The sequence below is a fragment of the Acinetobacter sp. LF10 genome (assembly GCF_048585715.1).
In the GTDB taxonomy this organism is placed as follows: Bacteria; Pseudomonadota; Gammaproteobacteria; order Pseudomonadales; family Moraxellaceae; genus Acinetobacter.
The window spans coordinates 2052564-2079084 of the sequence record NZ_CP184160.1 but is presented as its reverse complement, the minus strand read 5'-3'; the positions used below and the strand labels follow the sequence as shown (position 1 = coordinate 2079084).

At 38.4% G+C, this 26521-nt stretch carries 24 protein-coding genes and 1 pseudogene; 12 read left to right on the top strand and 13 right to left on the bottom strand.

The features are described 5' to 3' along the window. Positions 1-108: 108 nt before the first annotated feature. The 6 genes from purD to ACN19N_RS10075 form a co-directional block, all read right to left on the bottom strand. The gene (purD, locus tag ACN19N_RS10100; RefSeq protein ID WP_269238202.1) at positions 109-1395 is read right to left on the bottom strand and encodes a phosphoribosylamine--glycine ligase; all 1287 of its coding nucleotides are present in this window, start codon (positions 1393-1395) and stop codon (positions 109-111) included. Between the two features lie 184 nt (positions 1396-1579). Beyond that, the gene (purH, locus tag ACN19N_RS10095; RefSeq protein WP_420001258.1) at positions 1580-3154 is read right to left on the bottom strand and encodes a bifunctional phosphoribosylaminoimidazolecarboxamide formyltransferase/IMP cyclohydrolase; all 1575 of its coding nucleotides are present in this window, start codon (positions 3152-3154) and stop codon (positions 1580-1582) included. Positions 3155-3235: 81 nt separating this feature from the next. Continuing rightward, entirely contained in the window at positions 3236-3505 is a 270-nt protein-coding gene (gene fis, locus ACN19N_RS10090; protein ID WP_001086304.1) for a DNA-binding transcriptional regulator Fis, read from the bottom strand. Between the two features lie 375 nt (positions 3506-3880). After that, on the bottom strand, positions 3881-4744 hold the full coding sequence (locus tag ACN19N_RS10085; protein ID WP_420001257.1) for a DUF3426 domain-containing protein: 864 nt from the start codon (positions 4742-4744) through the stop codon (positions 3881-3883). 14 nt (positions 4745-4758) lie between these two features. Then, positions 4759-5664, bottom strand: coding sequence for a 50S ribosomal protein L11 methyltransferase (prmA, locus tag ACN19N_RS10080; RefSeq protein ID WP_269230005.1), 906 nt, complete (start codon positions 5662-5664; stop codon positions 4759-4761). A 200-nt stretch (positions 5665-5864) separates the two neighbouring features. Further along, on the bottom strand, positions 5865-6179 hold the full coding sequence (locus ACN19N_RS10075; RefSeq protein ID WP_269230006.1) for a hypothetical protein: 315 nt from the start codon (positions 6177-6179) through the stop codon (positions 5865-5867). Between the two features lie 251 nt (positions 6180-6430). Between ACN19N_RS10075 and mnmG the strand changes: the two genes are divergently transcribed. Further along, positions 6431-8311 carry a tRNA uridine-5-carboxymethylaminomethyl(34) synthesis enzyme MnmG gene (mnmG, locus tag ACN19N_RS10070; RefSeq protein ID WP_420001256.1) on the top strand — a complete coding sequence of 627 codons (1881 nt, stop codon included), beginning with the start codon at positions 6431-6433 and terminating at the stop codon, positions 8309-8311. Positions 8312-8405: 94 nt separating this feature from the next. Beyond that, positions 8406-8738, top strand: coding sequence for a DMT family transporter (locus tag ACN19N_RS10065; RefSeq protein WP_269230008.1), 333 nt, complete (start codon positions 8406-8408; stop codon positions 8736-8738). A gap of 56 nt (positions 8739-8794) precedes the next feature. Here ACN19N_RS10065 and ACN19N_RS10060 read toward each other — a convergent pair whose 3' ends face one another. The 3 genes and pseudogenes from ACN19N_RS10060 to ACN19N_RS10050 form a co-directional block, all read right to left on the bottom strand. Continuing rightward, a complete protein-coding gene (locus ACN19N_RS10060; protein WP_420001255.1) occupies positions 8795-9421 on the bottom strand; it encodes a sterol desaturase family protein in 627 nt (208 codons plus the stop codon). Between the two features lie 91 nt (positions 9422-9512). Continuing rightward, positions 9513-10516 (bottom strand): annotated as a pseudogene (locus tag ACN19N_RS10055) (AraC family transcriptional regulator ligand-binding domain-containing protein). A gap of 114 nt (positions 10517-10630) precedes the next feature. Then, positions 10631-11521, bottom strand: a complete 891-nt coding sequence (locus tag ACN19N_RS10050) for a DUF4198 domain-containing protein (RefSeq protein WP_269230010.1) — start codon at positions 11519-11521, stop codon at positions 10631-10633. A gap of 323 nt (positions 11522-11844) precedes the next feature. Between ACN19N_RS10050 and ACN19N_RS10045 the strand changes: the two genes are divergently transcribed. From ACN19N_RS10045 to ACN19N_RS10035, 3 genes are read left to right on the top strand one after another with little or no spacing between them, the layout of a single operon-like run. Then, positions 11845-13422, top strand: coding sequence for a DUF2271 domain-containing protein (locus tag ACN19N_RS10045; RefSeq protein ID WP_269230011.1), 1578 nt, complete (start codon positions 11845-11847; stop codon positions 13420-13422). A gap of 34 nt (positions 13423-13456) precedes the next feature. Next, the gene (locus ACN19N_RS10040) at positions 13457-14047 is read left to right on the top strand and encodes a PepSY-associated TM helix domain-containing protein (protein WP_420001254.1); all 591 of its coding nucleotides are present in this window, start codon (positions 13457-13459) and stop codon (positions 14045-14047) included. 9 nt (positions 14048-14056) lie between these two features. Next, entirely contained in the window at positions 14057-15529 is a 1473-nt protein-coding gene (locus tag ACN19N_RS10035) for a sulfite reductase subunit alpha (RefSeq protein ID WP_420001253.1), read from the top strand. Between the two features lie 9 nt (positions 15530-15538). Here the strand turns inward: ACN19N_RS10035 and ACN19N_RS10030 are convergent, their stop codons facing one another. Together ACN19N_RS10030 and ACN19N_RS10025 are read right to left on the bottom strand one after the other, a co-directional pair. After that, the gene (locus ACN19N_RS10030; protein WP_420001252.1) at positions 15539-15760 is read right to left on the bottom strand and encodes a DUF6500 family protein; all 222 of its coding nucleotides are present in this window, start codon (positions 15758-15760) and stop codon (positions 15539-15541) included. 163 nt (positions 15761-15923) lie between these two features. Further along, positions 15924-17987 carry a TonB-dependent receptor plug domain-containing protein gene (locus ACN19N_RS10025; RefSeq protein ID WP_420001251.1) on the bottom strand — a complete coding sequence of 688 codons (2064 nt, stop codon included), beginning with the start codon at positions 17985-17987 and terminating at the stop codon, positions 15924-15926. Between the two features lie 287 nt (positions 17988-18274). Here ACN19N_RS10025 and ACN19N_RS10020 point away from each other — a divergent pair, with 287 nt between their 5' ends. The 4 genes from ACN19N_RS10020 (at position 18275) to ACN19N_RS10005 (ending at position 23738) form a co-directional block, all read left to right on the top strand. Beyond that, complete coding sequence (locus ACN19N_RS10020) at positions 18275-20479, top strand: TonB-dependent receptor (RefSeq protein WP_420001250.1); 2205 nt, start codon at positions 18275-18277, stop codon at positions 20477-20479. 331 nt (positions 20480-20810) lie between these two features. Further along, the gene (locus tag ACN19N_RS10015; protein WP_269230016.1) at positions 20811-21008 is read left to right on the top strand and encodes a hypothetical protein; all 198 of its coding nucleotides are present in this window, start codon (positions 20811-20813) and stop codon (positions 21006-21008) included. 330 nt (positions 21009-21338) lie between these two features. Beyond that, the gene (locus tag ACN19N_RS10010) at positions 21339-22658 is read left to right on the top strand and encodes an NCS2 family permease (RefSeq protein ID WP_269230017.1); all 1320 of its coding nucleotides are present in this window, start codon (positions 21339-21341) and stop codon (positions 22656-22658) included. An 81-nt stretch (positions 22659-22739) separates the two neighbouring features. After that, complete coding sequence (locus ACN19N_RS10005) at positions 22740-23738, top strand: adenosine deaminase (RefSeq protein ID WP_420001249.1); 999 nt, start codon at positions 22740-22742, stop codon at positions 23736-23738. 43 nt (positions 23739-23781) lie between these two features. On the opposite strand, the gene ACN19N_RS10000 is transcribed toward ACN19N_RS10005, so the two are convergent. Then, positions 23782-24336 carry a cytochrome b gene (locus ACN19N_RS10000; protein WP_420001248.1) on the bottom strand — a complete coding sequence of 185 codons (555 nt, stop codon included), beginning with the start codon at positions 24334-24336 and terminating at the stop codon, positions 23782-23784. A 216-nt stretch (positions 24337-24552) separates the two neighbouring features. On the opposite strand from ACN19N_RS10000, the gene ACN19N_RS09995 reads away from it, so the two are divergent. From ACN19N_RS09995 to rnhB, 3 genes are all read left to right on the top strand, one after another. Continuing rightward, positions 24553-24927, top strand: a complete 375-nt coding sequence (locus ACN19N_RS09995; RefSeq protein WP_269230020.1) for a hypothetical protein — start codon at positions 24553-24555, stop codon at positions 24925-24927. Between the two features lie 237 nt (positions 24928-25164). After that, positions 25165-25305 (top strand): hypothetical protein, encoded by a 141-nt coding sequence (locus ACN19N_RS09990; protein ID WP_420001247.1) that lies wholly within the window; start codon positions 25165-25167, stop codon positions 25303-25305. 202 nt (positions 25306-25507) lie between these two features. Further along, entirely contained in the window at positions 25508-26074 is a 567-nt protein-coding gene (gene rnhB, locus ACN19N_RS09985) for a ribonuclease HII (RefSeq protein ID WP_269239693.1), read from the top strand. Positions 26075-26152: 78 nt separating this feature from the next. On the opposite strand, the gene csrA is transcribed toward rnhB, so the two are convergent. After that, a complete protein-coding gene (gene csrA, locus ACN19N_RS09980; RefSeq protein WP_269238191.1) occupies positions 26153-26416 on the bottom strand; it encodes a carbon storage regulator CsrA in 264 nt (87 codons plus the stop codon). Between the last annotated feature and the right edge of the window lie 105 nt (positions 26417-26521).

Below are 26521 nucleotides of genomic sequence, written 5' to 3'. Positions count from 1 at the left end.
TATTTTTCTGAATTTGTTATTTATATAATGAATATAGATGCTTGATTTATGCACTATTTGTGAATAAAAAAGCCTTCCAGAGAAGGCTTTCTTTCATCGTGATAAGGCTTATTCAGCTTGTTCACGTGCAATCGCACGGTAACCAATATCGCTACGATATTGCATACCTGTAAATGTTACTTGACCACATACTTCTAAAGCATTGATCTGTGCTTCAAGTACAGTATCACCTAATGCTGTTACACAAAGAACGCGACCACCAGCTGTGATGATATGGCCATCTTCTGTCGTTGCCGTACCTGCATGGAAGATCTTAGTATCTTCAGGAGATTGTCCAATACCAGAAATCACATCACCTTTACGTACAGTATCAGGGTATCCTCCAGCTGCAAGTACAATACCGATTGATTTACGTTCATCCCACTCAGCTTCTTTTGGAAGATTGCCCGCAATACCCGCTTCAACCAAATCTACTAAAGATGATTTTAAGCGCATCATAATCGGTTGTGTTTCTGGATCACCGAAACGACAGTTAAATTCAATAACGCGTGGTTGACCTTGTTCATCAATCATTAAACCAGCATATAAGAAACCTGTGTAAACATGACCATCAGCTGCCATACCATCAACTGTAGGGCGCATGACTTCATTCATTACACGTTCAAATACTTCTGGTGTAACAACTGGAGCAGGAGAGTAAGCACCCATACCACCAGTATTTGGGCCTTGGTCACCTTCAAAAATACGTTTATGGTCTTGTGAAGTTGCCATAGGTAAGATGTTGTTGCCATCGATCATACAAATGAAACTTGCTTCTTCACCTGCAAGAAATTGTTCAATTACAACACGTGAACCAGCGTCACCAAACTTGTTGCCTGCAAGCATATCGTCTATCGCAGCAAAAGCTTCTTCGTTGGTCATTGCTACGATTACACCTTTACCTGCCGCTAAGCCATCCGCTTTGATCACGATTGGTGCGCCATGCTGTTCGATATAAGCTTTTGCAGCATCAACTTCAGTAAATACATCATAAAATGCTGTTGGGATGTTATGACGTTTTAAGAAATGTTTAGCAAATGCTTTAGAACCTTCAAGCTGTGCAGCGTACTGAGTCGGTCCCCAGATTTTTAAACCTGCTTCACGTGCTGCATCAACTACGCCATTCACTAAAGGAGCTTCAGGACCAACAATCACCAATGCCACATCATTTGCTTTTGCAAATTCGATAATGGCAGGATTATTTAAAATATCGATGTCAATGTTTTGACACTTATCTTCGGTTGCTGTGCCTGCATTACCTGGCGCAACAAAAACTTGTGTAACCTTTGAATCTTGTGCGATTTTCCATGCAAGTGCATGTTCACGGCCACCGCTACCCAAAACTAAAATATTCATTATTAAGTTATTTCCTTTTTCCGTATTTAAGAATATACCTGTTCAGAATAAAAAAGTCCCCTTTGAATCTCCCTCAAACCCCTCTTTGAGAAGGAGGGGAACATGCTTTTTAGTTTAGATAAAAAGTAAGTCCCCCTTTTATAAAGGGGGATTTAGGGGGATTTGTGCTAGAGACTCAAATTATTTAGTGACGGAAGTGACGCATACCCGTGAACACCATTGCAATACCAGCTTCATCAGCGGCTGCAATTGTTTCTTCATCGCGCATAGAACCACCCGGTTGAATAATACATTTAATGCCAGCTTTAGCCGCATTATCAATACCATCACGGAATGGGAAGAATGCATCAGATGCCATGACCGCACCTTCAACCACTAAGCCAGCATGTTCAGCTTTGATTGCAGCAATACGAGCAGAATTTACGCGGCTCATTTGACCTGCGCCTACACCAATCGTTTGACGATTTTTAGCATAAACAATCGCATTTGATTTCACATATTTTGCTACTTTCCAAGCAAAGATAAGATCATCAATTTCTTGTTCAGTTGGTGCGCGTTTAGTTACTACTTTAAGATCATCTTTGGTGATCATACCTAAGTCTTGATCTTGAACTAACAAACCACCATTCACGCGTTTATAGTCAAGTTGAGCGGTACGTGCATTGATTTCAGGAAGTTCACCACACACTAACACGCGTACATTCTTTTTCGCGCCAGTAACTTCAAGTACGCCTTCAGCAATACTTGGTGCAATAATCACTTCAACAAATTGTCGATCCACAATGGCCTGTGCAGTTGCAACATCTAATTCACGGTTGAATGCAATGATGCCACCAAACGCAGATTCAGGATCAGTTGCATAAGCAAGATCATAAGCCGCTTGGATACCATCTAATGAAACTGCAACACCACATGGGTTTGCATGTTTAACGATGACACAAGCAGGTTTTGCAAATGATTTAACACACTCAAGTGCCGCATCTGTATCTGCAATATTGTTATAAGACAATTCTTTGCCTTGTAATTGTTTCGCAGTTGAAACTGATGCTTCTTTAGCATTTGCTTCAACATAGAATGCTGCATTTTGATGAGGGTTCTCACCATAACGCAAATCTTGAGCTTTATTCAGTTGGGTATTGAACGTACGAGGGAATAAATCTGCTTCACCCTCAGCTTTGCCAACACGAGCACCAAGATAAGATGCAATCATGCCATCATATTGTGCTGTGTGCTCAAACGCTTTTACCGCTAAGTCGAAACGAGTCTCGTAAGAAAGTGCACCATTATCTTTTAATTCAGCAACGACTAAATCATAGTCAGAAGCATTTACAATGATACCCACAGAAGCATGGTTCTTCGCTGCTGCACGCACCATTGTTGGACCACCAATGTCGATGTTTTCAATCGCATCAGCGAGTGAGCAGTTTGGTTTAGCAACTGTTGCAGCAAATGGATAAAGGTTTACTACGACAAGATCAATTGCATCGATATTGTGTTCTTGCATCACAGCTTCGTCTAGACCGCGACGCGCCAAGATACCACCATGAATTTTTGGATGTAGTGTCTTAACACGACCATCCATCATTTCAGGAAAACCTGTATGTTCAGAAACTTCTACTACAGCGATATTGTTGTCTTTAAGCAACTTGTATGTACCGCCCGTAGATAAGATTTCTACCCCTAATCCAGTAAGGTTTTGAGCAAATTCAACGATTCCAGTTTTGTCGGAAACAGAGATTAAAGCACGTTTGATAGTCATGATTCTAGTCAACAGTTTGAAGTCTACAGATTAAAAACAAAGGCAAAAAAAATGCCCACGAGAACGTGAGCACTTTATCAATTATTCACTCATTAAACCGTGAGCTTTTAACTTTTTACGTAAAGTTCCGCGGTTAAGGCCTAAAATCTCAGCAGCGCGCGTTTGATTGCCACGAGTGTATTCTAAGACCACAGATAAAAGAGGTTTCTCCATTTCTGCTAAAACCATGTCATAAACTTGAGATGGTTGCTCACCTTGCAATTGTGCAAAATAATGACGAACTGCGCGATCTACATGGATGCGAAGAGCGACATCAGATTGAGCCGTAAAAATAGGAGATTTGCTATTCATGCGTGTTAATCCGAAAAATCAAAATATCACTTGGATAAAGTGATATGTAAATGTGGTCTAAATTACTGAGTCCTGTTTTAGATCCTAAAACAGTGACTCTAAAACAAAGGGACTATTAGCTTGCCACAAATCCTCGATTTGTGTAAAAAATAAGCGTAACAATAGTTAAATATTTGTTACAGCCTACTTTCAAAAACAAAAAAACCAACAATGCGCTTATGTGTTAGAAGCACAGTTCGTTTAACGATTTTATTGTCTATAAATAACGAGGAGTAAGTGGGTTAAGCATTCGTGGCGCGTATCATACCACTGTCTGCGAAAAAGTGAGCAAATTAACTGCACTTTTTTTTATTTTTTTGTCATTTTTTTACGCTTTTAAGGTTGTACAATTTCTAAACTATAATCATCGAAGCTTTTTTTACTCTTTGGTACTGTAAATTCGAATCGAAAAGGGCTATTCGTTGGGATTCTTTGGATGCTTTTTAAACTATCCACTAAATAATCTTGTGGCTTTAGCGTGATATCGGTGATGACTTCTCCATTTTCTTTTAGAATCACTTTAATAGAGGGGATCACAAGACTATCTTTGTGACGGTTTACTAATACACCCGTGAAGCTTGTTTCATCTTTGCCTACACGTTTAATTTTTACTTTTTCAAAACTAAGAAACTTATATTGTTCATTTTTTATTTTGCACGTTACTACATTGCAGGCATAGTTAAAGATGCGATTCAATGCTGGACTATCATGCATGAGTTTTGGATTGAACCATAAAATCTGAAAAGCAAAAACTAGAATTAATGCAATATTGCCTAATCCCCACAATGTGTAATAAAGCCAGCCATGTTGTTTATGATTTTGTTCATGGTCAATTAATAAGTTATCTTCTGATAAGTTCAAATTAGGCAATGCCGTAACGGGTTCAGTATTAAAGTAATTTAAATTATTTAAATAAGTCAATAAATCAATATTTGAGTTCTCAATTTTCTGATCAAAAATACTCAAAATTTGCATTTGCTTCTCAGCAAAAGAACTATCGGGTTGAATCGAAGAAAATAATGAACGATTTGGTGGTGTTGGGCTTGTGTCAGCCGTTTCAGAATCGATTAGATTCGTTAATGCATTAAAATTAATGATACATTTTGGGCAACAAACCATGCCCTGTGCAACGCTAAGTTGTGAAAGGGTTACTTTATACACGGTTGAGCATTTAGGGCAGCGGGTTTGTTTTTCACTCATAAGGAACAAATTTCTCAAATTGTTGTTTTACGTTTTCCTGAGATGCGACACCAGTTCTCTTCACGTTTTTCGATCTGTAATACATCAAAAAATTCAGAGTAAACACTAGAAACATCAGCAACTTGCTCTTCGATTACACCAGCAAGTGCGAATTCACCCTCATTTTTCAATAAAGTTGAGAATTCAGGCGCAAGTGCCATTAGCGGTGCCGCTAAAATATTCGCGACAAGTATGTCCGCTTGTTGTTGTTTGAATTCTTGCTCAAACTCTTCAGGTAATCCTACATAAAGACGCTCAAGTACACCATTTAATTCTGCATTTTGTTTTGTAGCTAATACTGCTTGAGGATCGATATCAGTGGCATAAACTTTTTGAGCACCAAGCAATAAAGCTGCAACGCCTAAAATGCCTGAACCACAGCCGTAGTCAATGACGATTTTATCTTTTACATCGGTTTTGCCTAACCATTGTAAGCATAGGAACGTACTTGCGTGATTTCCCGTACCAAAAGCAAGACCTGGATCAAGTTTAATATTTGTTGCATCAGCTTCAGGTGGCTCTAACCACTCTGGTACGATCCAGTATTTCTCGCCAATTTGGATTGGCTCGTAATAGTCCATCCATGCGCGTTCCCATACTTGATTTTCTAAATATTCATGACGCATCGGAACGTTAGGGAGTTGCACTTTGAGGAAAGCCTCTAAGGTATCAACATCAATAGGATCATCTTCTTCTTGTTGATAAATTCCAGTAACAATAACTTTATTCCATAGTGGCGTTTCACCCGGTAATGGTTCAAGAAGTGCCTGATCTTCAGCATCATCCAAAGTCACACTCACAGCACCTAGAGAGAGAAGCAGTGTTTCAGTAAGCTCAACTTGATCTTGATCAACGGTAATATGAATTTGTAGCCAGTTCACAGGAAAACCTAAGTAAATGTATTTGGGGGTATTGTAATAGATTCAGCTTGCCTAAAGGGATTATAAAATAGGCAGATTACAATTTTAAGATCTTTTTTTTGAATTTAGTGTGTTGATCACATCAAATATGATAAAAGAATGCGCTTAGGTCACATTCTTTTATCATTTTAAATATTTATAACTTTCCTATTTGCACAAATCTATGGTGTTTGTACTGAACTTACTGGACGAGGTGCGGACTGAGTTTCTGAAATTTTGCTTTGAGTTTCAGGTGTCGCGTTGTTAGCAGGCATCGGTGGCAGTAATGCTAGTTTTCCAGCTTCATTCGGTTCACATGTGCCATTATAAACAACACCTTTATAAGCAAAAGAAACTATATCACCTTGTTTTTTGCTTTTACAAACTTGTTGATACTTTTGAGCTTGAGCATCAACAGTCGATTTAGCATTTACTTGTGCAGTTAGAGCTAAACATAGGCTACAAAGAAACGATGAAATTAAAAACTTTTTGTTCATATCATTTTCCTAAAGTATTTTATGCATTAATTAGAATAAGAAATTCATTCAGTAAAACAGTGGCGATCAGGTTAATGATTGTGTGGCGCTTTGTTAACGATTGGAGAAAAATGCAACAGAAGGTTTCTTTTTGTGTGTTTTGTATACAGACCATTGATTTCTAGTGAATAAGAATATTGACGGTTTTTGTCAACTTAATATGAAAAATCCTGTATAATACTCTGTCATTTTTTGAATACACATTTACCACTATGCACTATCCTAAAGTTTACGACGTTATCGTAATTGGTGGCGGTCACGCTGGTACGGAAGCGGCACTTGCTGCTGCTCGTATGGGAAGACAAACATTATTGTTGACGCATAATATTGAAACTTTGGGGCAGATGAGCTGTAACCCTGCAATTGGTGGTATTGGTAAATCACACCTTGTCCGCGAGATCGATGCACTAGGTGGTGCAATGGCACTTGCTGCGGATAAAGGTGGTATTCAGTTCCGTATTCTAAATTCTCGTAAAGGTGCGGCTGTACGTGCAACACGTGCACAGGCTGACCGTGTTCGTTATAAAGCTGCAATTCGTGATACTTTAGAAAATCAAGCGAATCTGGATATTTTTCAACAAGCTGCGGATGATTTGATTGTTGAAGGCGATACCGTTAAGGGTGTTGTGACTCAAATGGGCATCCGTTTTGATGCTAAAACTGTGGTGCTTACAACAGGTACATTCTTGGGTGGAGTGATCCACGTTGGTCTACAAAACTCAAGTGGTGGTCGTGCGGGCGATCCCCCGTCAATCGCATTAGCTCATCGTTTGCGTGAACTTAAATTGCCAGTAGGTCGTTTAAAAACAGGTACACCACCGCGTATTGATGCGCGTACAGTTGATTTCTCTGTGATGACGCCACAGCCAGGTGATTTCCCATCGCCTGTAATGTCATTTATGGGTAATGCATCCATGCATCCTGAACAGGTGAATTGCTATATCACACATACGAGTGAAAAAACTCACGAGATTATTCGTGGTGGTTTAGATCGTTCACCAATGTATACGGGTGTAATTGAAGGTGTGGGGCCGCGCTATTGCCCATCAATTGAAGATAAGATTCACCGTTTTGCCGATAAAGATTCACATCAGGTTTTCTTAGAGCCTGAAGGCTTGGATACACATGAACTTTATCCAAACGGGATTTCAACATCATTACCATTTGACGTACAGTTCAATTTGGTTCGCTCGATTCGTGGCATGGAAAATGCACATATTTTGCGTCCTGGTTATGCGATTGAGTATGACTATTTCAATCCACAAGCATTGAAATTTACACTTGAAACCAAAGCGATTCAAAATCTGTACTTTGCTGGTCAAATCAACGGTACCACAGGTTATGAAGAAGCGGGTGCACAGGGCTTGCTTGCTGGTTTGAATGCTGCACGCCGTGCGTGGGAGCAAGAAGAGTGGACACCAAAACGTGATCAAGCTTACATGGGCGTATTGGTTGACGATTTGATTACACTTGGCACCAAAGAGCCGTACCGTATGTTTACCTCGCGTGCAGAATATCGTTTGATGTTGCGTGAAGATAATGCTGATCAACGTTTAACGTCTATTGGTCGTGAGCTTGGCTTAGTGGATGATGAGCGTTGGGCTGCATATAGCGAAAAAATGGAAGCGGTTGAGCGCGAAACTTCTCGTTTACAACATTTGTGGGCTGCGCCAAACAATCCAATGGGTAAAAAATTCGTTGAAATGACGGGTGCTGATCTTAGTAAAGAATGTAGTGCGATTGATTTATTAAAACGCCCAAATATCAATTTTAGTCAAATTGCAGAATTAACGGGTTCTGAGGTTTCAGAGCAAGTGGGTGAGCAAATCGAAATTGCGGTGAAATACGAAGGCTATATTCATCGTCAGCATGAAGATGTTGCACAGTTAAAGCGTCTTGAAGAAACCAGAATTCCATCTGATTTTGAATATGATGGTATCTCTGGTTTGTCACGTGAAATCACCTTGAAGTTAAAAACAGTTCGTCCAGAAACTTTGGCACAAGCTAGTCGTATCCCAGGTGTGACTCCCGCAGCAGTACAATTATTGATGATCACCATTCGCAAAAACAATATGGCGAAGAAATCAGCATAATTCTTGTATAAAGTTACGTGTTAAAAATACCCTCTTTTTATAAGAGGGTATTTTTTTTAATTTTGTTCTTAACCATTTATCTATGGGAAATTGAATGAAGAATTGGCTCATTTTATTTATCGCAATTGTTGCTGAAGTGATTGCTACTTCTGCTTTAAAAAGTAGTGAAGGGTTTACTAAGCCGATTGCATCTATTGTTGTTGTACTCGGTTATATGATTGCATTTTATTGTTTATCTCTCACATTGAAAACAATTCCCGTTGGTATTGCTTATGCGGTATGGTCGGGTGTTGGAATTGTTTTGATTACCACCGTGGCATGGTTTGTATTTGATCAGAAGTTAGATGTTTGGGGAATTATTGGGATTGTACTGATTATGAGTGGTGTACTGATCTTAAACTTATTGTCGAAAACGAGTTCTCATTAATCAAATAAAAAACCGAGCTGATATTTGCTCGGCAGATTAAAATCATGTTCACTTTATCATTTCAAAGCGATTTCAACCCCTTTATGCAAATTGTGCTGATCTAGTTGAGTATTCGCATCAATTTTTGCATAGGCTTTAGGTAATACACGGCGAGCAACACGATTCACTTTTTTTTCTAACCATAATGGCATTTTGATGGCTAGAGGGTTTGTTTCCGTATGCGATACATCAGTTAAAACACGTGTTCCCATAATATAGTCAAACCAAGGCTTGGTTATACACCAGTTGGCATTTTGGTTACTGGTCATGTGGTGGTCATAATGCCACGGAATTCGTTGCTTGGCGTATTCAGGGTCTAAGTGTGATTTGGCATGAACTTTCCAGTAATTCCAAATACCATAATACAAACCAGCAGTAAAAAAAGGCGCAACGGGCAGGAAAATTGTTGATGCTGCTGCTAGACCGATAAGTGCTGATTTTTCATTATATATTTCAGAATTTTTAAACATTGATTCTGCATAACCTTCATCATGAAAGCTATTTAGGCGTGCGCGTTTGTGGTGAGCAATATGCGTGAAAAATGGACTGTTTCTATTTTTGCTTGGAAATTCATGCAACCAGACTTTATGAAAATACCATTCCATACCATTTGCAACAAAGATACCTACTAGAAAACCAATCATGTGAGATGACCTCGTAAAACATGCTTCAGATTTTAAGAAAATCACGATCAAAAGTTTTGACCGAGCTGACAGTTTTAATCTGCCTATCAAATCAAATTATTTTTTTTCTTTGTCGATAAGCAGTCGGTGTTTCTCCAGTCCAACGTTTAAATGCTCTAGAAAATGCAGATGGTTCAGAAAATCCTGTTAAGTAAACGATTTGATCAATATTCTCTTGTGTCTGAGATAACAAGCGTCTAGCTAAACGTTCAAGATAACCCGCAATCACTTTTTCGTAGCTAGTATTAAGTAAATGTAAATCAGCCCTTAAGCTGCGAGCGCTACGATTTAAATGTTATGCGACTATGTTTTGGTCAAATTCGCCTGATTCTAGTAAACCGTTGGCTAGAATTCTTTCTATCTGCTGGATGAGTTGATGTTTGTTAAGGCGTTCAAGTTGAGATTCTGCATGATGCTCGTGGATTTTTAATAATTCAGGTTCATATGCAGGTGAGGGAATATTTAATAGTTGTTGATCAAAGCAAATATAACCATCTGTTTGTCCGAGTTTGACAGGACAGCCCCATACTTTAAAATATTCTTCTTGTGTTGCACCTTCTTGATAAGGCAAACCAATTTCAATCGGTACAAAAGTATTTTCACTCATATATTTTAAAAAATTGAGTAAAATTCCAATCTCACATTCTAAATAATGTCGAATTGGATGATTAAGACCAGAAATAATTGTAGTCGTTTCATTTTTGAATAAAAGCTTAAATGACATTGCGTCTGTCAATAATGCTTGATAGCGAATCGTTCTTTTTAGACCTTCGCCAAAGGTTGGGCTACTGAGAAAAAGATATTCAATTACTTGCCCACGAAAGGCGGGAACATTGATGCAATATGCAAACCAACATTTTGATCTCGACTGATTTCTGCTGCTGCATGCCAAAAACGTGATTGAGTTGAATTATCACGGCGGACAAATTTATCAGGAGCTTGATCGGGTAAATGTACACTGGCAAAAATGGCTGCTGCGTCTAGATTCATCTTTTACATGGTTTGATAAACCATCCATAAAAAGATGCCTGCATCACTGGTTTTTTTTGAAGTCATAAAACAGGGTAAGTATTCGTTTTAAAACAATATACTATTTTTATGATCAAAATGAATTGTATTTTATAACAAGGTGAAAGAAAGGCACTTACAGCAAGTAAGTGCCTAATCGACTTATTCAGTCACTTCTACAGTAACACTATAAGTATAGGTTTGAGTCACAGGTTGTTTGGTATTATCAGGGTTTGCTTCAGGATAAGCGGCTGTAATTAAATAAATACCAGCTTCATTAAATTTAACTTCAACTTCACCTTTTGCATTGGTTTTCACATGGGGTTGTTCACGTTTTGCATTTGGTTGATAGCTACTTGCACCTTTAAAGACATCAACTTCTAAGTTAGGAACAGCTTTGCCATCCATTAAAACTTGTGCTTTAAGTGATTCACCAACATATAATTCATTTGGATGTGTTAAAAATTTAAACTCAAAACCTTTATTTTCAACTTGTGGAGTTTGGCTTGGTTTGCCTTTCGTTACAAAACTTTCGGCAATATAATAATTGGTGGTTTGTATTGTTTTTGCATTGGCTGGAACTTGGTCTTCAGCAACAAAACGAGGTGGTTGATTCGCAGGTGCTTGTTGAGGTGCTTTTTGTTCAGCATTTGCTTGGGGTTGTTGCATTGGTGATGCATTTGCAGGGCGTGGTGCGCGTACACGTAACCAATGACCATCCACTAAAGCATATTTGGTTGGATTACCTACAGCATCTTTGGTTCGGATACGGTAGGTTCCTTCATTGGCTAAAGTGAATTCAGCAATATTAAACTTTTTCAGTTCTGCTGCTGCATTAAGTGATGTCGTCTTTCCATCAGGGCTTGTAACTTGGTAACTCGTTTTAAAGTTTCTGCTTGGAACAAAGAATTTTTCTACAGTGATACTACTTTGGAAACTAACATTGTCTGACTTACTATCAAATACTTCTGGCAATAAAAAAGGGCTAGCAGTATGGGCAAAACTTAATGTTGGTAAGGCAGAAAGTAATGCAATCGTAACCAAATGACGCATGAAGAATTCCTTAAAAGATAAATAAGCAAAAACGCACAAGATTTGTGACAATCTACTTGATAACGAGTATCAATTGCAATATTATTTCGATAAATTTTTAATCGTCAAGCTGAAACACTTGGATTGGCAATTAAAAAAATATTTCCCTCGCTTATGTGAAGCCTAATTTTGATTAATGTCATTGATTTTATTTAATAATATAGTCATTCATTCTGCCAAAATTTTGCTGAAAACAAGATGAGCATTAAGATAAAGTTAAGAGCATTATTTTGAATCTATTGATCAATAGATTTTAGGTAAATCTTGGAGAATGGAACCCTAGTATGTCATCAACTCAACAACTTTCTCGTCCAGTACAGATACTCTTTCGTTTATCACCGTTGATGGCAGCGTTGGCTGTATTCATGTCACCAATCACGGCGACTCAAGCAAATGAGCCGAGTCTCAGTGAAAATGCAATACAACAGTTATCTGAGTCAGCTCAAGCACCAAGTTATCGTTTTCATCAAGATCATGTGCTAGGTACATCTTTAGATGTTGTGGTCACTACATCTCAGCAACAAGATGCAGAAAAGGCATTACAAGCGATTCAGACAGAAATTGCTCGACTTGATCAAATTCTTTCAGTTTGGCGTGCTGATAGTGAAATTAGCCAATTAAATCGTGAACACCAAATTTCTGCTTCATCTGAACTTTATGAGGTTGTTGCGGCTTGTGAGCAATGGCGCAGTGCAACATGTGGTGGTTTTGATGCGCGTTTAGGGCAGTTGATTCAGTTGTGGGAACAAAGCAATCAAGTCCAACGCTTGGATGACAATACTCAAGAATCATTACTGCGTCAGTTACAAACGCAAAGTATTGAACTGAATCCTGAAACGAAACAAATTAAAACACCTTCAGCAGTTAAAATTGCACCTGATGCTTATGCCAAAGGTTATGTGATTGACCGTGCTTTGTTGGCAGCAAAACAAGCTGTACCACATTTACAAGGGATTCTGATTGATATTGGCGGTGATATGCGTGTTTGGGGGCAATCACCTCAACAAGCGGGTTGGAAAGTTGGTGTACAAGACCCGAATGAACGTTTTGATAATGTTGCACCAACTCAAGTACTCAACCTTAAAGATCAAGCTGTGGCTTTTAGTGGTCAAGGCTATCGTGGACTCGCAAATCAATCGCATTTGTTAAATCCACATACAGGACAACCGATTCAAAACGTTGAACAATGTGTTGTGGTTGGACAGTGTGCTGCTGATTCAGATGCATTAGCAACCGCATTAACTGCAATGCCTGCACATGAGGGGATGCAACTGATTGAACAACTCGTCGGTTATGAGGCTCAACTTGTTGCAACTGATGGCACACGTTATCAAAGTTCAGGATGGTCATCTTTAATGGATGCCAATCAACCTGGAATGATGCGTCATGTTGCAGCGAATGGTGCAGCAACAGCTTGGCCAAAAGGCTATCAAGCTCAGTTAGAAGTGAATATTCCAAAGATCGCAGTAGACAACTACCGTGCGCCTTATGTCTCGGTTTGGGTAACAGATAGTGATAAAAAGATTGTGCGTACACTGGCTGTCTGGGGTAAAGATGAGAAGTGGATTAACTCTAACTATGTTTGGTGGCGTCGATATGGTCGTCAAATGCCAAACTTAGATGCTGTTGCAAAACCTTCACGTCAACCAGGACAGTATAAGTTGGCTTGGGATGGTAAAGATGAAGCGGGTAAAATAGTGAATGCAGGTAAATATATTATCCATATTGAAACTTCGCGTGAGCATGGTGATCATTCTTATCAAACCATTGAGTTGAATGTCACACCAAAAGCTGCAACACAAACGCTGCCTGCTCAAGCAGAAATTGGTACAGTTAAATTGAATTTCCAACGTGGTGCTTAAGCTTTAGCATCACTCCATCTATGAGGCTAGTCCCTTGTATCAGCGCCGTGATTTTTACCGCCATGCACGTTATGTGCATGGTTGGCTTTCTGCCTTTGCCTTTATCGTTTTGATCTTCTTTGCTGCTACAGGTTTATTCCTTAATAACCCTGATTGGTTTAAATCAAAAAATGCAGAGCAAACAACTACATTCACTTTACCGCCAACATTAGTTGCATCTCTGCAAAAACAAGAGAATCCAAGCCAAAGTATTGTGGAATATGTTCGTGCGAAACAACCTTTGATTGGTCGTTATAAAAGTAGTGAAGTGCTAGATGGTGAGGTGATGATTCGTCTTGAAAGCCCCGCAGGTTCAACCGACTTGTGGGTGTTACTCGATAATGGTGATGTTGAAATTACACAAAAACCAGCCACCACCGTTTCACTATTGAATGATTTACATCGAGGGAAAAACGTTGGAACAGCTTGGCATTGGTTAATTGATATCAGTGCAATCATCATTATTTTATTATCGTTGGCTGGTTATATTCTGTTCCTGACCATTAAAACCCGTTTAGTGACACATCTGCTTTTAACAGCATGTAGTTTATCGGCAATTATTCTGCTCATTTGGTCTGCTATTTAAGGTGAAAGGATGACTCAAGCTGTACTGACGATTATTGTGATATTGGCAATATTATTGAGTCTACATCTTTTTATAATTGTTTGGTTATTATGGCAACAACGTCATGCGAAGCAAAAAGCCAATCAAGATCATCCTGCTTATTTAGTGGTGTATGCCAGTCAATCAGGTCATGCTGAATCTTGGGCAAAGCATACGGCTGAACAATTATGCTTAATTGATCATCACACTGCAATTCGAAATATTCAAGAACTGAGTATTACTGATTTAACCCAACATCAACGTATTTTATGGGTGGTGAGTACCTATGGAGAAGGGGATGCACCTGATGCTGCCCAGTCATTTGTCCATAAAATTCTGTCCCAATCCATAGATTTATCGCACTTATCATTTGCAGTGCTTGCATTGGGTGATCAGCGCTATGCGAATTTTTGTCAGTTTGGAAAAACACTGGAACAATGGTTATTGAAGCAGCAAGCTCAGGCTCTATTTCAGACTGTTTGTGTGGATCAGCTTAATAGTCGTGATTTAGAACAATGGTTGCTTGGCTTGGAGCAGTTAACCACCACTCAATTTTCAGCGCTATCTATTGAAAAAGAGCACGTGGAATTAAGATTTGCTCATCGCCAATGCCTGAATAGAGGCAGTATTGGAGAAGCAATTTATAAAATCCAATTGATTCCTGAACAAGATTTGGTTTGGTCATCAGGTGATATTTTAGAAATTCAATGTGAAAATCAGATCACCGATATTCATGAGTTCTTGGCATCTCAACAGCAAAAAGATGCTGTGGATTTTATCCCTCAACTACGCCGCTTAAATTTAAGAAAGTTACCGCCTAGAGCTTCGCTTTCATTCGCAGAATGGATTGCACAGTTTGAATCATTAGCCCAGCGTGAGTATTCGATTGCGAGCTTACCTGAAAATGGTTTAATCGAATTGGTGGTGAGGCAGCAACAGACTGAATCAGGTTTAGGACTAGGTTCAGGTTGGTTGACGGTGGGGTTAGAGCAAGACCAATTGCTGCAAGCCAATATACGCCATAATCCAAGTTTCCATTTAGCTCATGATGAGCGACCACTGATTTTAATCGGTAATGGTACGGGAATCGCAGGTCTAGTTGCACATTTACGTCAACGTGAGCATTGGGGATATAAAAACAATTGGCTGATTTTTGGTGAAAGACAGCAGCAGTTTGATCATTTATATCAAACAGAGATTCGGTATTGGCAGCAGCATGGTTTCCTGGATCAGGTGGATTATGCTTTTTCACGTGATCAGGCTGAAAAAGTCTATGTGCAAGATTGTCTAAGAACACAATCGGTTCAATTACAAACATGGATTGCACAAGGCGCAGCGATATATGTCTGTGGTAGTTTACAAGGCATGGCGAGCGGTGTTGATCAAGCACTAAAAGAGATTCTAGGGCATGAACAGGTAGAACTGCTTAAGCAGCAACAGCGTTATCAACGTGATGTGTATTAAATCTTTGGATTAATCAGATTGGGCTAAGACCAGTGCTTTAATCTTGTCAGCTTTTTCAAAATGATCAAGCCGATGCTCTATGATCCACCAATGGGCAGCTTCCATTAAGCGTTCAGGATCATCATTTTTATTCGCAAAGAAAGCATAAAAAGAAAGTCCGACGTTACTGCCTTTTTTTGCAATTTTTTCATCGCAAACCTGCACGATTTTGGCTTTGAGTTCAGCTCTCATATTATCCTCTAAGCGCTGATAAAAGTAGAATACAGATCATAGCATTCCCAATATTGGGAGTTTTCATAATTCGATTTTTAATTCTATCTTGAAATCTAAAAAGCCAGCTATTTTTATAACTGGCTTTTGTTGATCAAGAATCAATGCAGTCTTGGTGGGAAAGTTAGAACTTTTTCTCAATAGAGAATTGGAAACTAGGCATGCCTTGGTTTGTTCTTGCTTGATATAAACTACCATCAGATTGGTTGATCAATCGTTCTTTATAATCTGTGCTTAATACATTGTTCAGATTCAAACTTGCTGCCCAACCATGAGTAAAGCGTTTAGTTGCACTTAGATCTACACCAAATCGTTCATTGGTGGTTCGATCATAAGGTTGATTATCTAAGCCGCGAGTGAATTCAGGGGTATAGCTCACATTGATACTGGTAGAAAGTTGCCAAGGCTTAAAGTTATAAGATAAACCTGCGCTTGCATTATAGGGTGCAACATCACTCACTAAACGTTGATTGTGTTGTTCATCTTCAACTTTGGCACGGATGGTTGATACTTGCCCATTCAGCATAAATGAATGACCCGCATCTGTTTGTTTTAACGCATAACGCCCAGAAAGATCAACGCCGTAAGTTGTTGCTTCATTTTGGTTTTGTGGGCGTTCAACATAGCGAGAGCCTTCAAGGGCAATCACCTTTTCGATGTAATCTTTAATTTCGCGATGATATGCAGTTAAACTCATACCACCATTCGCTGAGTCATATGCCAGTGTTGATTCAGCAGCACGGGTTTTTTCTGGTTTTAAGTTTGGATTTCCACCACGATCTGGATTGTTTAATGAACCAGCATCACTATCTGTAGAAACAGTCACATTAGAAATGAGACGTTCGGTTTTTGGTGTGTTAAATGCTTGGCTGAGATTTGTTTGAATTGACCATTGTTCGGTCAGATCAAAACGATAAGCCAGTACTGGACTCAAATGCTGATCTTGATAATCGACTAGACCTGAGCGATTTAACCATTCTTGGCGCGCACCTAAGGTAATGGTTTGTCGATCAGTGAAACGCCAGCTTCCCTCAGCATATAGGGCATAGCGTTGTTCGTCTAAACTTTCGCTTACATTACTATCTAGATTATTACTACGTAGATCAGCCCCAAATTTAATTTGACGATCTGGGTCTAATTTACGCATACCATCATAAGCTAAACCATATTCATTAATGGTTTCATCCGTGTAAATGGTATTTTGAGGTGAATGTGTCAGTTGAGTTTCTGTTTGGCGTTCAACAGATAATTTGATTTTATCGCTGAGATCTTTGTCTTTGCGTTCATAGCGTATATTTAAACGGATGCTATCATTTTTATCATCTTGAGTTTGATTTGCTGAGTACCCATCCATTTTAATATTGCGATAGAATAATTCAGCGCTTAACTTTTGTTGATCATCAAGATCATATTGCAAGCGAGGGGCAAACATTTGCATGGTGCGATTGACAGTACGTGCTTGTTCACGTATTCCAGTTGCCGTCTCAGTTTTAGTGAGTGACGTATTATCAATCCACATTTGATTTGCAGATACACTATATGACCATGCATTGTCACGACCATCAGCTTGAATATTAATTTGTTTATTTTCAGATTCTTGCTGATTACTATTGCGTAGACCATAACCTACTTTTACTGAACCACTTATACGATTATCCAGTGGTTCTTTTAAAATAATATTGATCACTGCCGATGATGCAACTGAAGCTTGAGCAACACTTGGTTGTTTAACAATCTCAATACGTTCAATCATTTCAGGGGTAATGGTGTCAATAATAGACATTCCACCACGAGGGCCACCTTGCACTGGTTCACCATTGATTAAGAATGTCGGGCCAGCACCACCACGAAAACGCATTCCAGAAGCACCGCTACCACCACGAGGACCTTGTCCAGGCGTTGGAAGTTGAAAACCTGCCGCACGGCGTAAAGCATCCATGACGGATTGATCGCCATATTGCAGCATTTCATCTCGGGTAATCACTGTCTTTGGAACTGCACTGATGTCATCATCTTTTTGTTTTTGTGGCTCTGCAGACGCTTTAAAAGAAAGAGTAGGTAAAGTTTGAACTACTGGTTCGGCAGATGGAGGCGTTGTGTTGGTATCGGCAGCAAAAATTGAAGAACTTATACTGAGTAATGCCGAACTGAGTGCGCTTAATTTTCCATAGTAGAGAGGATGTTTCATTTTAAATGCCCCAAAAAAGAATCAAATTATTTTGCATGTAGCCTAATGTAAAATTGTGTAGAAAAATGGAATTTAGCTTAAATAAGCCTCAGATTTAAAAAATATTTTTTAATCAGTTATGCGCTATTAAAGAGCATGATTTCATAAAAATTGAATGCTAAATAAGCTGAGGAAAAGAATTTATGTAAAATGTGATGAAAATAAGAATTATTTTCATTAATATTGTATTGTTTTTTTATATTTTAATTTTTTCTTAATATTTGTCTGATTTTTTGTTTGGAATTCTTATGACATCTCGATATGTTACGCTCTCTCACAAGCCTATTTTTAGATTTAGTGCATTAAGCTTAATGCTCTTACAAGCGCAGTACTTATTTGCCAACGAGAACAATACTCAGGCTGCGGTTATGCCAACCATTAAAATTGAAGCAATGAGTGAGCTTGATCCAATCAAAAGTTACATTGATTATGATCAAGCCAGTGTGACTCGAAATGGACTAAAGAAAAAAGATATTCCTCAAACGATTGATACCATTGATGTTCAGAAATATAAAATCTATGGTGCAAATGATTTAAGTGTCATGTTGCAGGGAACACCTGGTGTATCAACAAGTTATGACATGCGTGGAGATGGTATTAATCTTCGGGGATTTAATGCAGATACTGGCGATATCTATCGTGATGGTATTCGTGAAAGTGGTCAAGTTCGCCGTAGTACTGCAAATATTGAGCGTATTGAAATATTGAAGGGACCATCTTCTGTGCTTTATGGACGTAGTTCAGGCGGTGGGGTGATCAATATGGTCAGTAAATTTGCCAACTTTGACTCTAAAAGCTCAGTTGGTATTTATACGGGTTCGTACGATAACTATGGTACGACTGTTGATTTGAATCAAGTTGTAACGGATAACCTCGCATTACGTTTGACAGGAGAGTATGGCGAATCAGATAGTTTTCGTTCAGGAATTGAAAATAAAATTGAAATGTTGTCACCAAGCTTTACCTATAAAAATGATGAAGGTCTCACTTGGACAATGCAATATACCTACGATAAGTTACATCGAGTGCCTGATCGTGGTCCATCATTTTCTGCCCTTCCTCAAGGCACTTCCATCAAAACAGGTTTCGCACAAGAGGGCGATTATGTAAATGATGTTTTACAGGTTGCTCGTTCTGATTTGAATTATGAATTTGCGCCAAAATGGAATTTTCACTGGGCTGTGAGCTACCGAGAGGCTCAACAAAACTTTGATCATTTCTACTTGGGAGGACTTTGCACTACTGAAAATACCGTGATTGCAAATGCGGGTTCGTGTAAGGGGCATGTTGGTGAAATTTCGCAGATTTATTATTGGCAGCAAACCAATAACAAAACCACCAGTAACACTTTTGATATACGTGGAGAGTTTGATACAGGTGCTCTCAAACACAACGTATTGGTTGGTGCTGACTGGACATACGAGCAACGAGAACCACTTTTAGCAAACCAAAATAAAAATGGTTCTGCCATATACGGCTATGTAAACCCGTTAACAGGAGATCGAACCAGTTCTAGAGGGACAGGTGATTTAAATATTAGAACCCATAATTACTATCAGAATGAAGCTTATGGTCTATTTGTTCAGGACTTAATAAGTTTCAATGATTATTTTAAAATCATGTTGGGTGGTCGTTATGACTATTTTCAATCCGAAACAACCAATCGTCTGAAGACTAGTGATGCTTTGGATTATCATCGTAGTATCGATGGCGAAAGCTTTAGTCCGAATGTTGGTTTTATTTGGCAACCGATAGAGAGCCAAAGTTTTTATGCTTCCTATAGCAAAAGCTTCGCACCTTTTGGTGGGCGTGTCAGTGTTAATGTGGTCTCTGGAGATAGCAAGTTAAATGCTTTTGATGCCAAACCACAATATAACGAACAATATGAAATTGGGGTAAAAAGTGATTGGCTTAATGAACGATTGAATACTCAGCTTTCTATTTATGATATCCGTAAAAATAATATTCGTTACCAGCCTGATCCAGTAAACAAACCAGAAGAATGGGTTGTTGGGGGACAGCATCAGTCTAAAGGGATAGAGTTTAGCTTTATTGGACGTGCTTTAGATAACTTGTTTGTACGGGGAGGCTATAGCTATATGGACACTGAGGTGACAAAAGACAATAAGACCGCAAATATTGGTAAGGTGTTGAACAATACACCACGTCATACAGGCAACGTATTCGTGCGTTATTTACCTACAGATAAAATCTATGGTGAAATCGGAGCAACTTATGTCGGTGATGCGAAGATATATTCAAATGGCAGTTTAGATAATAAGCCTATCGATTTTCAAGGATTCACGCGTTTAGATGCTGCAATTGGCTATAGTGCTGATCCATGGAATGTGACTATTGCTGTAAATAACCTAACCAATAAAGACTATTGGCGCTCAGAGTCAATGCCTGGAACACCACGTAATGTTCTAGTTCGATTGAATTATCAGTTTTAAACTTGTTTAGATCACTTATGAGTAAAAGCATCTTTAGTTAAACTAAAGATGCTTTTTTATTTGATTTTTGATAATAATCCATCTTTAATTTTAACAAATGTTATAAAAATACTTAAATTTCGATCTATCTTATTGAATTATATAAAATGGAATTGCTTTAAGAATATAAATAATTTAAGATCTATTTGGGTGAAAAATGTACAAAATCAATTTATAAACAATCATATAATTGTGAATTATTTCTAATTTGTGATTATTTAATGTTAATTAATTCTCATTTTTGTTTATTATTGTTAATATTCAAGAAAAGCATACAATAGAGATAATAATAATGAAGATATTCCTTCCATTGCTTGTTGTTTGTTCGATTGTTGTTTTGGGTTATGCTGCATATGTAGATGCCCAAGATAAAAGACGCCAAGAGCTTACGAAAATTGTAAATGATGCGGAACACAGTTTGCATATGATCCAGAATAATCCTAATTATACCAAGCATACACATTTGTCATCGTATAAGAACAATCAATAGTCATTGATATTGATCAATAATTATTGCAATTCAGTGTATGTGTCTTTCTAGGATGTATGATAACTAGGCTTTTTTTGATTTGAAGCCATCAAGTTTTGCTTAGAATCTGTTAAAATATTTACCATTGAATAAAAAGCTGCATCTCGTTATGCAGCTTTTTACATTTTGATAGCGGGTCAGATTTATACATCTTGTCGGTGTCACAAGCATTCGGCTGGCATAGAGATTGCTTTATCGTTGTGTATGCCATTTCGCAAATTCAAAAAAGATTGAAATGCAAGTGTATAGATTTCAATTCCTAAGATCTCAGATTTTAACAGGTGCTATGTTATGACAACGCCTAATGCTTCGGTTGGTGTTTTAGAACGCTTATTTAAATTAAGTGAGAACAAAACCAACTTCAGAACAGAAGTTCTAGCGGGTGTAACTACATTTTTGACGATGTGTTACATCATTATTGTAAACCCACTTATTCTTTCCGAAACTGGAATGGATCATGGTGCTGTGTTTGTTGCAACCTGTTTAGCTGCTGCTATTGGTTGCTTGGTAATGGGGATTGTTGCCAATTATCCAATCGCACTTGCACCGGGGATGGGCCTAAATGCGTATTTTACCTATTCGGTCTGTTTAGGCATGGGTGTACCTTGGCAGACGGCGCTTGCGGCTGTTTTTGTTTCAGGTTTAGTCTTTTTGGCAATCAGCTTTTTTAAAATTCGTGAAGCAATTGTCAATGCCATTCCTATGTCGCTTAAATTTGCGATTGGTGGCGGTATTGGTTTATTCCTTGCCCTCATTGCGCTTAAAAATGCAGGCATCATTGTAGACAATCCAGCGACTTTAGTTGGTCTGGGAAATATCAAGCAACCTACGGTTTTACTGGCTTTATTTGGCTTTTTAATGATTGTGGTTTTACACCAGTTAAAAGTTCGTGGTGCGATCATCATTAGTATTCTTGCTGTGACTGGAATAGCGACAGCTTTAGGCTTAAATGAATTTAAAGGTGTGGTTGGACAGATTCCATCGATTGCACCCACCTTTATGCAAATGGATTTTGAAGGTCTATTTACTGCAAGTATGGTTGGGGTGATTTTTGTCTTCTTTATTGTCGATTTATTTGATAGTACAGGGACTTTAGTTGGTGTATCGCACCGTGCAGGTTTACTACAAGATGGTAAGTTACCTCGTTTGAAGAAAGCGTTGTTCGCTGATTCAACAGCAATTGTTGCAGGCGCAGCATTAGGTACATCTTCAACCACGCCTTATATTGAATCTGCATCGGGTGTTGCTGCGGGTGGTCGTACGGGTTTGACTGCTGTTGTCGTTGCATTCTTATTTATTGGCTGCTTATTCTTGGCACCGTTAGCTCAATCTGTTCCAAGTTTTGCAACAGCTCCTGCATTATTATTTATCGGTGTGTTGATGATTCAAGGAATCACACATATTGATTGGGATGATATTACAGAAGCAGTGCCTGCATTTTTAACGATTGTATTTATGCCATTTACGTATTCAATTGCGGATGGTATTGCAATGGGCTTTATCAGTTATGCATTGGTTAAGTTATTTACGGGCAAGGCAAAGACCGTTCCTTACATGGTTTGGATTATTGCTGCACTGTGGGTATTTAAATTTATTGCATTTGGCGGCTAAGCCATTTAAAAGTTATTGATAAAACCTTTAGAGGGTGTACCGAACAGGCAACACCCTTTTTTATTTAGACGTGGAGTTAATATGAATCAAGTCGAGCTGATTCGTGCTTTACCCAAAGCCGAATTGCATGTGCATATTGAAGGGACTTTTGAACCAGAACTGATGTTTGCAATTGCACAGCGTAATCAGATTCAGATTCCTTATCAATCGGTTGAAGAAGTAAAGCAAGCGTATAACTTTCATAATCTTCAATCTTTTTTAGATATTTATTATGCTGGTGCGAACGTGCTGGTGTATGAACAAGATTTTTATGATCTGGCTTGGGCATATTTTGAGAAATGTGCTGAAGATCGTGTCGTGCATACAGAGATGTTCTTCGATCCACAAACACATACTGAGCGTGGGGTTGAATTTGCAACAGTGCTTGCAGGTTTAAAGCGTGCTTGTAAAGATGCTCAGGAAAAATTAGGGATTAGTTCTCAATTGATCATGTGCTTCTTGCGTCATTTAAGTGAAGAAAAAGCATTTGAAACACTTGAGCAAGCCTTGCCATTTAAAGATGACATTATTGCAATTGGTTTAGATTCGAGTGAAGTTGGACATCCTCCGGCAAAATTTGAGCGTGTATTTGCTAAAGCCCGTGAAGCTGGTTTCTTGATCGTGGCACATGCGGGTGAAGAAGGCCCACCAGAATATATCTGGGAAGCTTTAGACTTGTTAAAAGTAAACCGTATTGATCATGGTGTGCGTTCTGAAGAAGATGAGCGCTTAATGGCGCGTTTAATCGCTGAGAAAATGCCTTTAACAGTTTGTCCTTTAAGTAACTTAATGCTTTGTGTTGTAAAAGACATGGGTGAGCACAACATTCGCCGTTTATTACAAAAGGGTGTGCATGTTACTGTAAACTCGGATGATCCTTCATATTTCGGTGGTTATATGAATGATAACTTTGTAGCAATTCAGCAGGCTTTAGATTTATCGAATGATGAGCTTAAGCAACTTGCAATTAACTCTTTTGAGGCATCCTTTATTTCTGATGACGAGAAACAGAAATGGATTGCGGAAGTGAAAAAGATTTAAATGTAAAAAAACCGCGTTAAGCGGTTTTTTTATGTGTCAGGATTTATTTAGGTTGGCGCAACATACTCAACAAGACATTATCTTTATCAATGATGTGATGTTTTATTGCTGCTAAAGCATGACCAACAATAAGTAAACCTGCAAACCAAGAAAGATAAATGTGTAATGGTTTCACGATTTCAAGCAGGTCAGGATTGTCTTGAACTAAGCGAGGAATTTCAAATAAATATAAAACAGGAGCTGGATGTCCAGCACTCCAACTAAATAAACAGCCTGTAATGGGTAGTGCAAGTAGCATGAGATACAGTAAGAAATGGCCGATATGAGCCAAAGTCTTCATCATAGGTGACATGGTGTTTGGTAGTTTAGGGACTGGGTGGGTGTAACGCCAAAAAATTCGAATCACAATCAGAAAGATAATGGTGGTCGCTATATTTTTATGTAGTGTAATAACATTACCTTTAAAGCTTCCATCAACGTCATAGCTGAGAAAATTGCCACTATAAAAGCCGATCAGCCAAGCAGTGATAAAAATAACCGCCATCAGCCAGTGTAAAATTTGCGCTGTGCGTGTGTAATATTGTGCTGAGGTTGACATCGCAACATCCTAGCGGTGAGATATGAGTTTTACAATTTTAAATAGCTCATTTTTCTTCATATACAGCGTATATGTAACAGAGCGTTTTATGCTTGGAACAGTAAGTGGAATGCAACGTCATTGTTATATTATGTAAAGAATCTACACAGTCATTTCTTTCAAGTGATCCTTTAGGCACAATACGCGTGCTAAAATTTTGGATACAGGTTTGAGTTCGTGAAAAAATTATTTTTTATTGTGCCTATGTTATTTGCTTTAAATGGTTGTGTTGCGCCAAATACTAATAATTCCACTGCAACAACATCTCAGCAGTTGGGTGTGACGGCATTAAAAATTGCAGTGAATGCGAAATGTATTAATGAAATACATACATTACCCGCATGGAAAACAGCAACTCGTTTAATGACATCTGAGCAACGTGAAAACATTCAGACGAATGTATGTGGCTGTGTTAGTGAAAAAGCGCCAAATAGTGTAACGACGATTGAATTGGCAACAGCTGCGATTGATCCTACGGCACGTGCAACGATTGTGAATCAAGTTGTTTCTAAAACAGTAAATGCCTGTGTCGCAGAGGTGTTGAGAAAATAATGAGTTTAGAGATAAGACTGGTGATTACATTGGTCTTATTTCAATTGATCGCAATAAGGTTATGTTTATTTTGTAAACTTTAATTATGTTATCTGAAATGTAGAATAAGATTTAAAACTCATTATAAATAATACAATAAGGTGAGTGCATGTATAACCATAAATTTTTTTTGCTTTAGTTTTGACTTTTATCTCATCATTATGTGTAGCGCAAAATGCCGAGCAACATAGTTCCCACATGGTAAATTCAGCCATTCAAGTTGCTGCCCAAACAAAATGTAAACATGATCTTGATAATTTCGCGGCTTGGAAAGTTGCGAGTAAATTAATGACCAAGAACCAAGAACCAAAAACAACAGAAGAAAAAGCAAATTTGTAAATGAGTTGGTAAAAATGCACCTACTGTATTATCTCCATCAGAGCTTGCTTTAGCGGCAGTGGATTCAAAAGCTAGAACAGCATTAACAGGCGTTGCTGTCGCAAAAACGATGAACGCTTGTGTATCAGAAGTGATAAAATAGAACAGTTTAAATAAGTTGTAATTAGTTGCTCTGAAGCAGCTGATCTTTGTGAGTAATATCATGTTTGTTGCTGGTGTAGATGAAGCAGGGCGTGGGCCTTTGGTAGGTTCAGTTGTTGCTGCTGCGGTAATTTTAGATCCCAATAATCCGATTGAGGGTTTAAATGATTCTAAAAAATTAACTGAAAAGAAACGTGAAAAACTTTTCTTAGAAATTCAAGAGAAAGCCTTAGCTTGGTCAATTGCAGAAGCTTCTCACGCAGAAATTGACGAAATTAATATTTTACAGGCAACTTTTTTAGCCATGCGTCGTGCTGTAGATGCTTTAAACATTCAGCCTGAAAAAGTGATTGTTGATGGCAACCAAATTCCGAAAGGAATTGAAATATCGTGTGAAGCGATTGTTGGTGGGGATGCAAGCCATGCTGAGATTAGTGCAGCAAGTATCTTGGCTAAAGTAACACGTGACCGTCAAATGCATGAACTAGATCAGCAATACCCTAATTATGGTTTTGCAAAACATAAAGGCTATCCAACTAAAGCACATTTTGAAGCAATTGCAGCGTATGGCGTGATTGATCAACATCGTCGTAGTTATGCGCCAGTAAAAAAAGCGCTGGGTTTATAAATATATAATTGAGTCTCCATAAACAATTAAAGCGACTAAAGATTAGTCGCTTTAATTGTTAGAGAAGAATTCTGTACATTAACGATTGAAGTTATTATTTCGAGTGAAATCGTTATTATCTTCTTCAAAAGAAAGTTGATAATCTTGATCAAGATGTTGTAAATGCTCATGCATAGCACGTTCATGTTGGATACGTTGGTAAATTTCCTCACGATGCACGGAAACTTCTTTTGGAGCATTTACACCAATACGCACCTGATTACCTTTTACGCCAAGCACAGTAACACTGACTTGATCCCCAATCATTAATGTTTCTCCGACACGACGGGTCAGAATCAGCATGTTTATCTCCTTGCTAAACGCTTAAACTTGCGACAGGGAATTCATTGTTTGAAAGCACAGCCTTAATATACAGAAAATTCTAACAGAAATATGTAAAAAACAGCT

Excerpts from the sequence above, each read along its gene's own strand:
- csrA (WP_269238191.1), bottom strand. The coding sequence starts at position 26,416 with ATGCTGATTCTGACCCGTCGTGTCGGAGAAACATTAATGATTGGGGAT.
- ACN19N_RS10050 (WP_269230010.1), bottom strand. The coding sequence starts at position 11,521 with ATGCGTCATTTGGTTACGATTGCATTACTTTCTGCCTTACCAACATTA.
- ACN19N_RS10000 (WP_420001248.1), bottom strand. The coding sequence starts at position 24,336 with ATGTCAACCTCAGCACAATATTACACACGCACAGCGCAAATTTTACAC.
- ACN19N_RS10075 (WP_269230006.1), bottom strand. The coding sequence starts at position 6,179 with ATGAACAAAAAGTTTTTAATTTCATCGTTTCTTTGTAGCCTATGTTTA.
- ACN19N_RS10020 (WP_420001250.1), top strand. The coding sequence starts at position 18,275 with ATGACATCTCGATATGTTACGCTCTCTCACAAGCCTATTTTTAGATTT.
- ACN19N_RS10010 (WP_269230017.1), top strand. The coding sequence starts at position 21,339 with ATGACAACGCCTAATGCTTCGGTTGGTGTTTTAGAACGCTTATTTAAA.
- ACN19N_RS10015 (WP_269230016.1), top strand. The coding sequence starts at position 20,811 with ATGAAGATATTCCTTCCATTGCTTGTTGTTTGTTCGATTGTTGTTTTG.
- ACN19N_RS10035 (WP_420001253.1), top strand. The coding sequence starts at position 14,057 with ATGACTCAAGCTGTACTGACGATTATTGTGATATTGGCAATATTATTG.
- rnhB (WP_269239693.1), top strand. The coding sequence starts at position 25,508 with ATGTTTGTTGCTGGTGTAGATGAAGCAGGGCGTGGGCCTTTGGTAGGT.
- purD (WP_269238202.1), bottom strand. The coding sequence starts at position 1,395 with ATGAATATTTTAGTTTTGGGTAGCGGTGGCCGTGAACATGCACTTGCA.
- ACN19N_RS10065 (WP_269230008.1), top strand. The coding sequence starts at position 8,406 with ATGAAGAATTGGCTCATTTTATTTATCGCAATTGTTGCTGAAGTGATT.
- mnmG (WP_420001256.1), top strand. The coding sequence starts at position 6,431 with ATGCACTATCCTAAAGTTTACGACGTTATCGTAATTGGTGGCGGTCAC.
- fis (WP_001086304.1), bottom strand. The coding sequence starts at position 3,505 with ATGAATAGCAAATCTCCTATTTTTACGGCTCAATCTGATGTCGCTCTT.
- purH (WP_420001258.1), bottom strand. The coding sequence starts at position 3,154 with ATGACTATCAAACGTGCTTTAATCTCTGTTTCCGACAAAACTGGAATC.
- ACN19N_RS10030 (WP_420001252.1), bottom strand. The coding sequence starts at position 15,760 with ATGAGAGCTGAACTCAAAGCCAAAATCGTGCAGGTTTGCGATGAAAAA.
- ACN19N_RS10085 (WP_420001257.1), bottom strand. The coding sequence starts at position 4,744 with ATGAGTGAAAAACAAACCCGCTGCCCTAAATGCTCAACCGTGTATAAA.
- ACN19N_RS10045 (WP_269230011.1), top strand. The coding sequence starts at position 11,845 with ATGTCATCAACTCAACAACTTTCTCGTCCAGTACAGATACTCTTTCGT.
- ACN19N_RS10005 (WP_420001249.1), top strand. The coding sequence starts at position 22,740 with ATGAATCAAGTCGAGCTGATTCGTGCTTTACCCAAAGCCGAATTGCAT.
- ACN19N_RS10060 (WP_420001255.1), bottom strand. The coding sequence starts at position 9,421 with ATGATTGGTTTTCTAGTAGGTATCTTTGTTGCAAATGGTATGGAATGG.
- ACN19N_RS10025 (WP_420001251.1), bottom strand. The coding sequence starts at position 17,987 with ATGAAACATCCTCTCTACTATGGAAAATTAAGCGCACTCAGTTCGGCA.
- ACN19N_RS09990 (WP_420001247.1), top strand. The coding sequence starts at position 25,165 with ATGGTAAATTCAGCCATTCAAGTTGCTGCCCAAACAAAATGTAAACAT.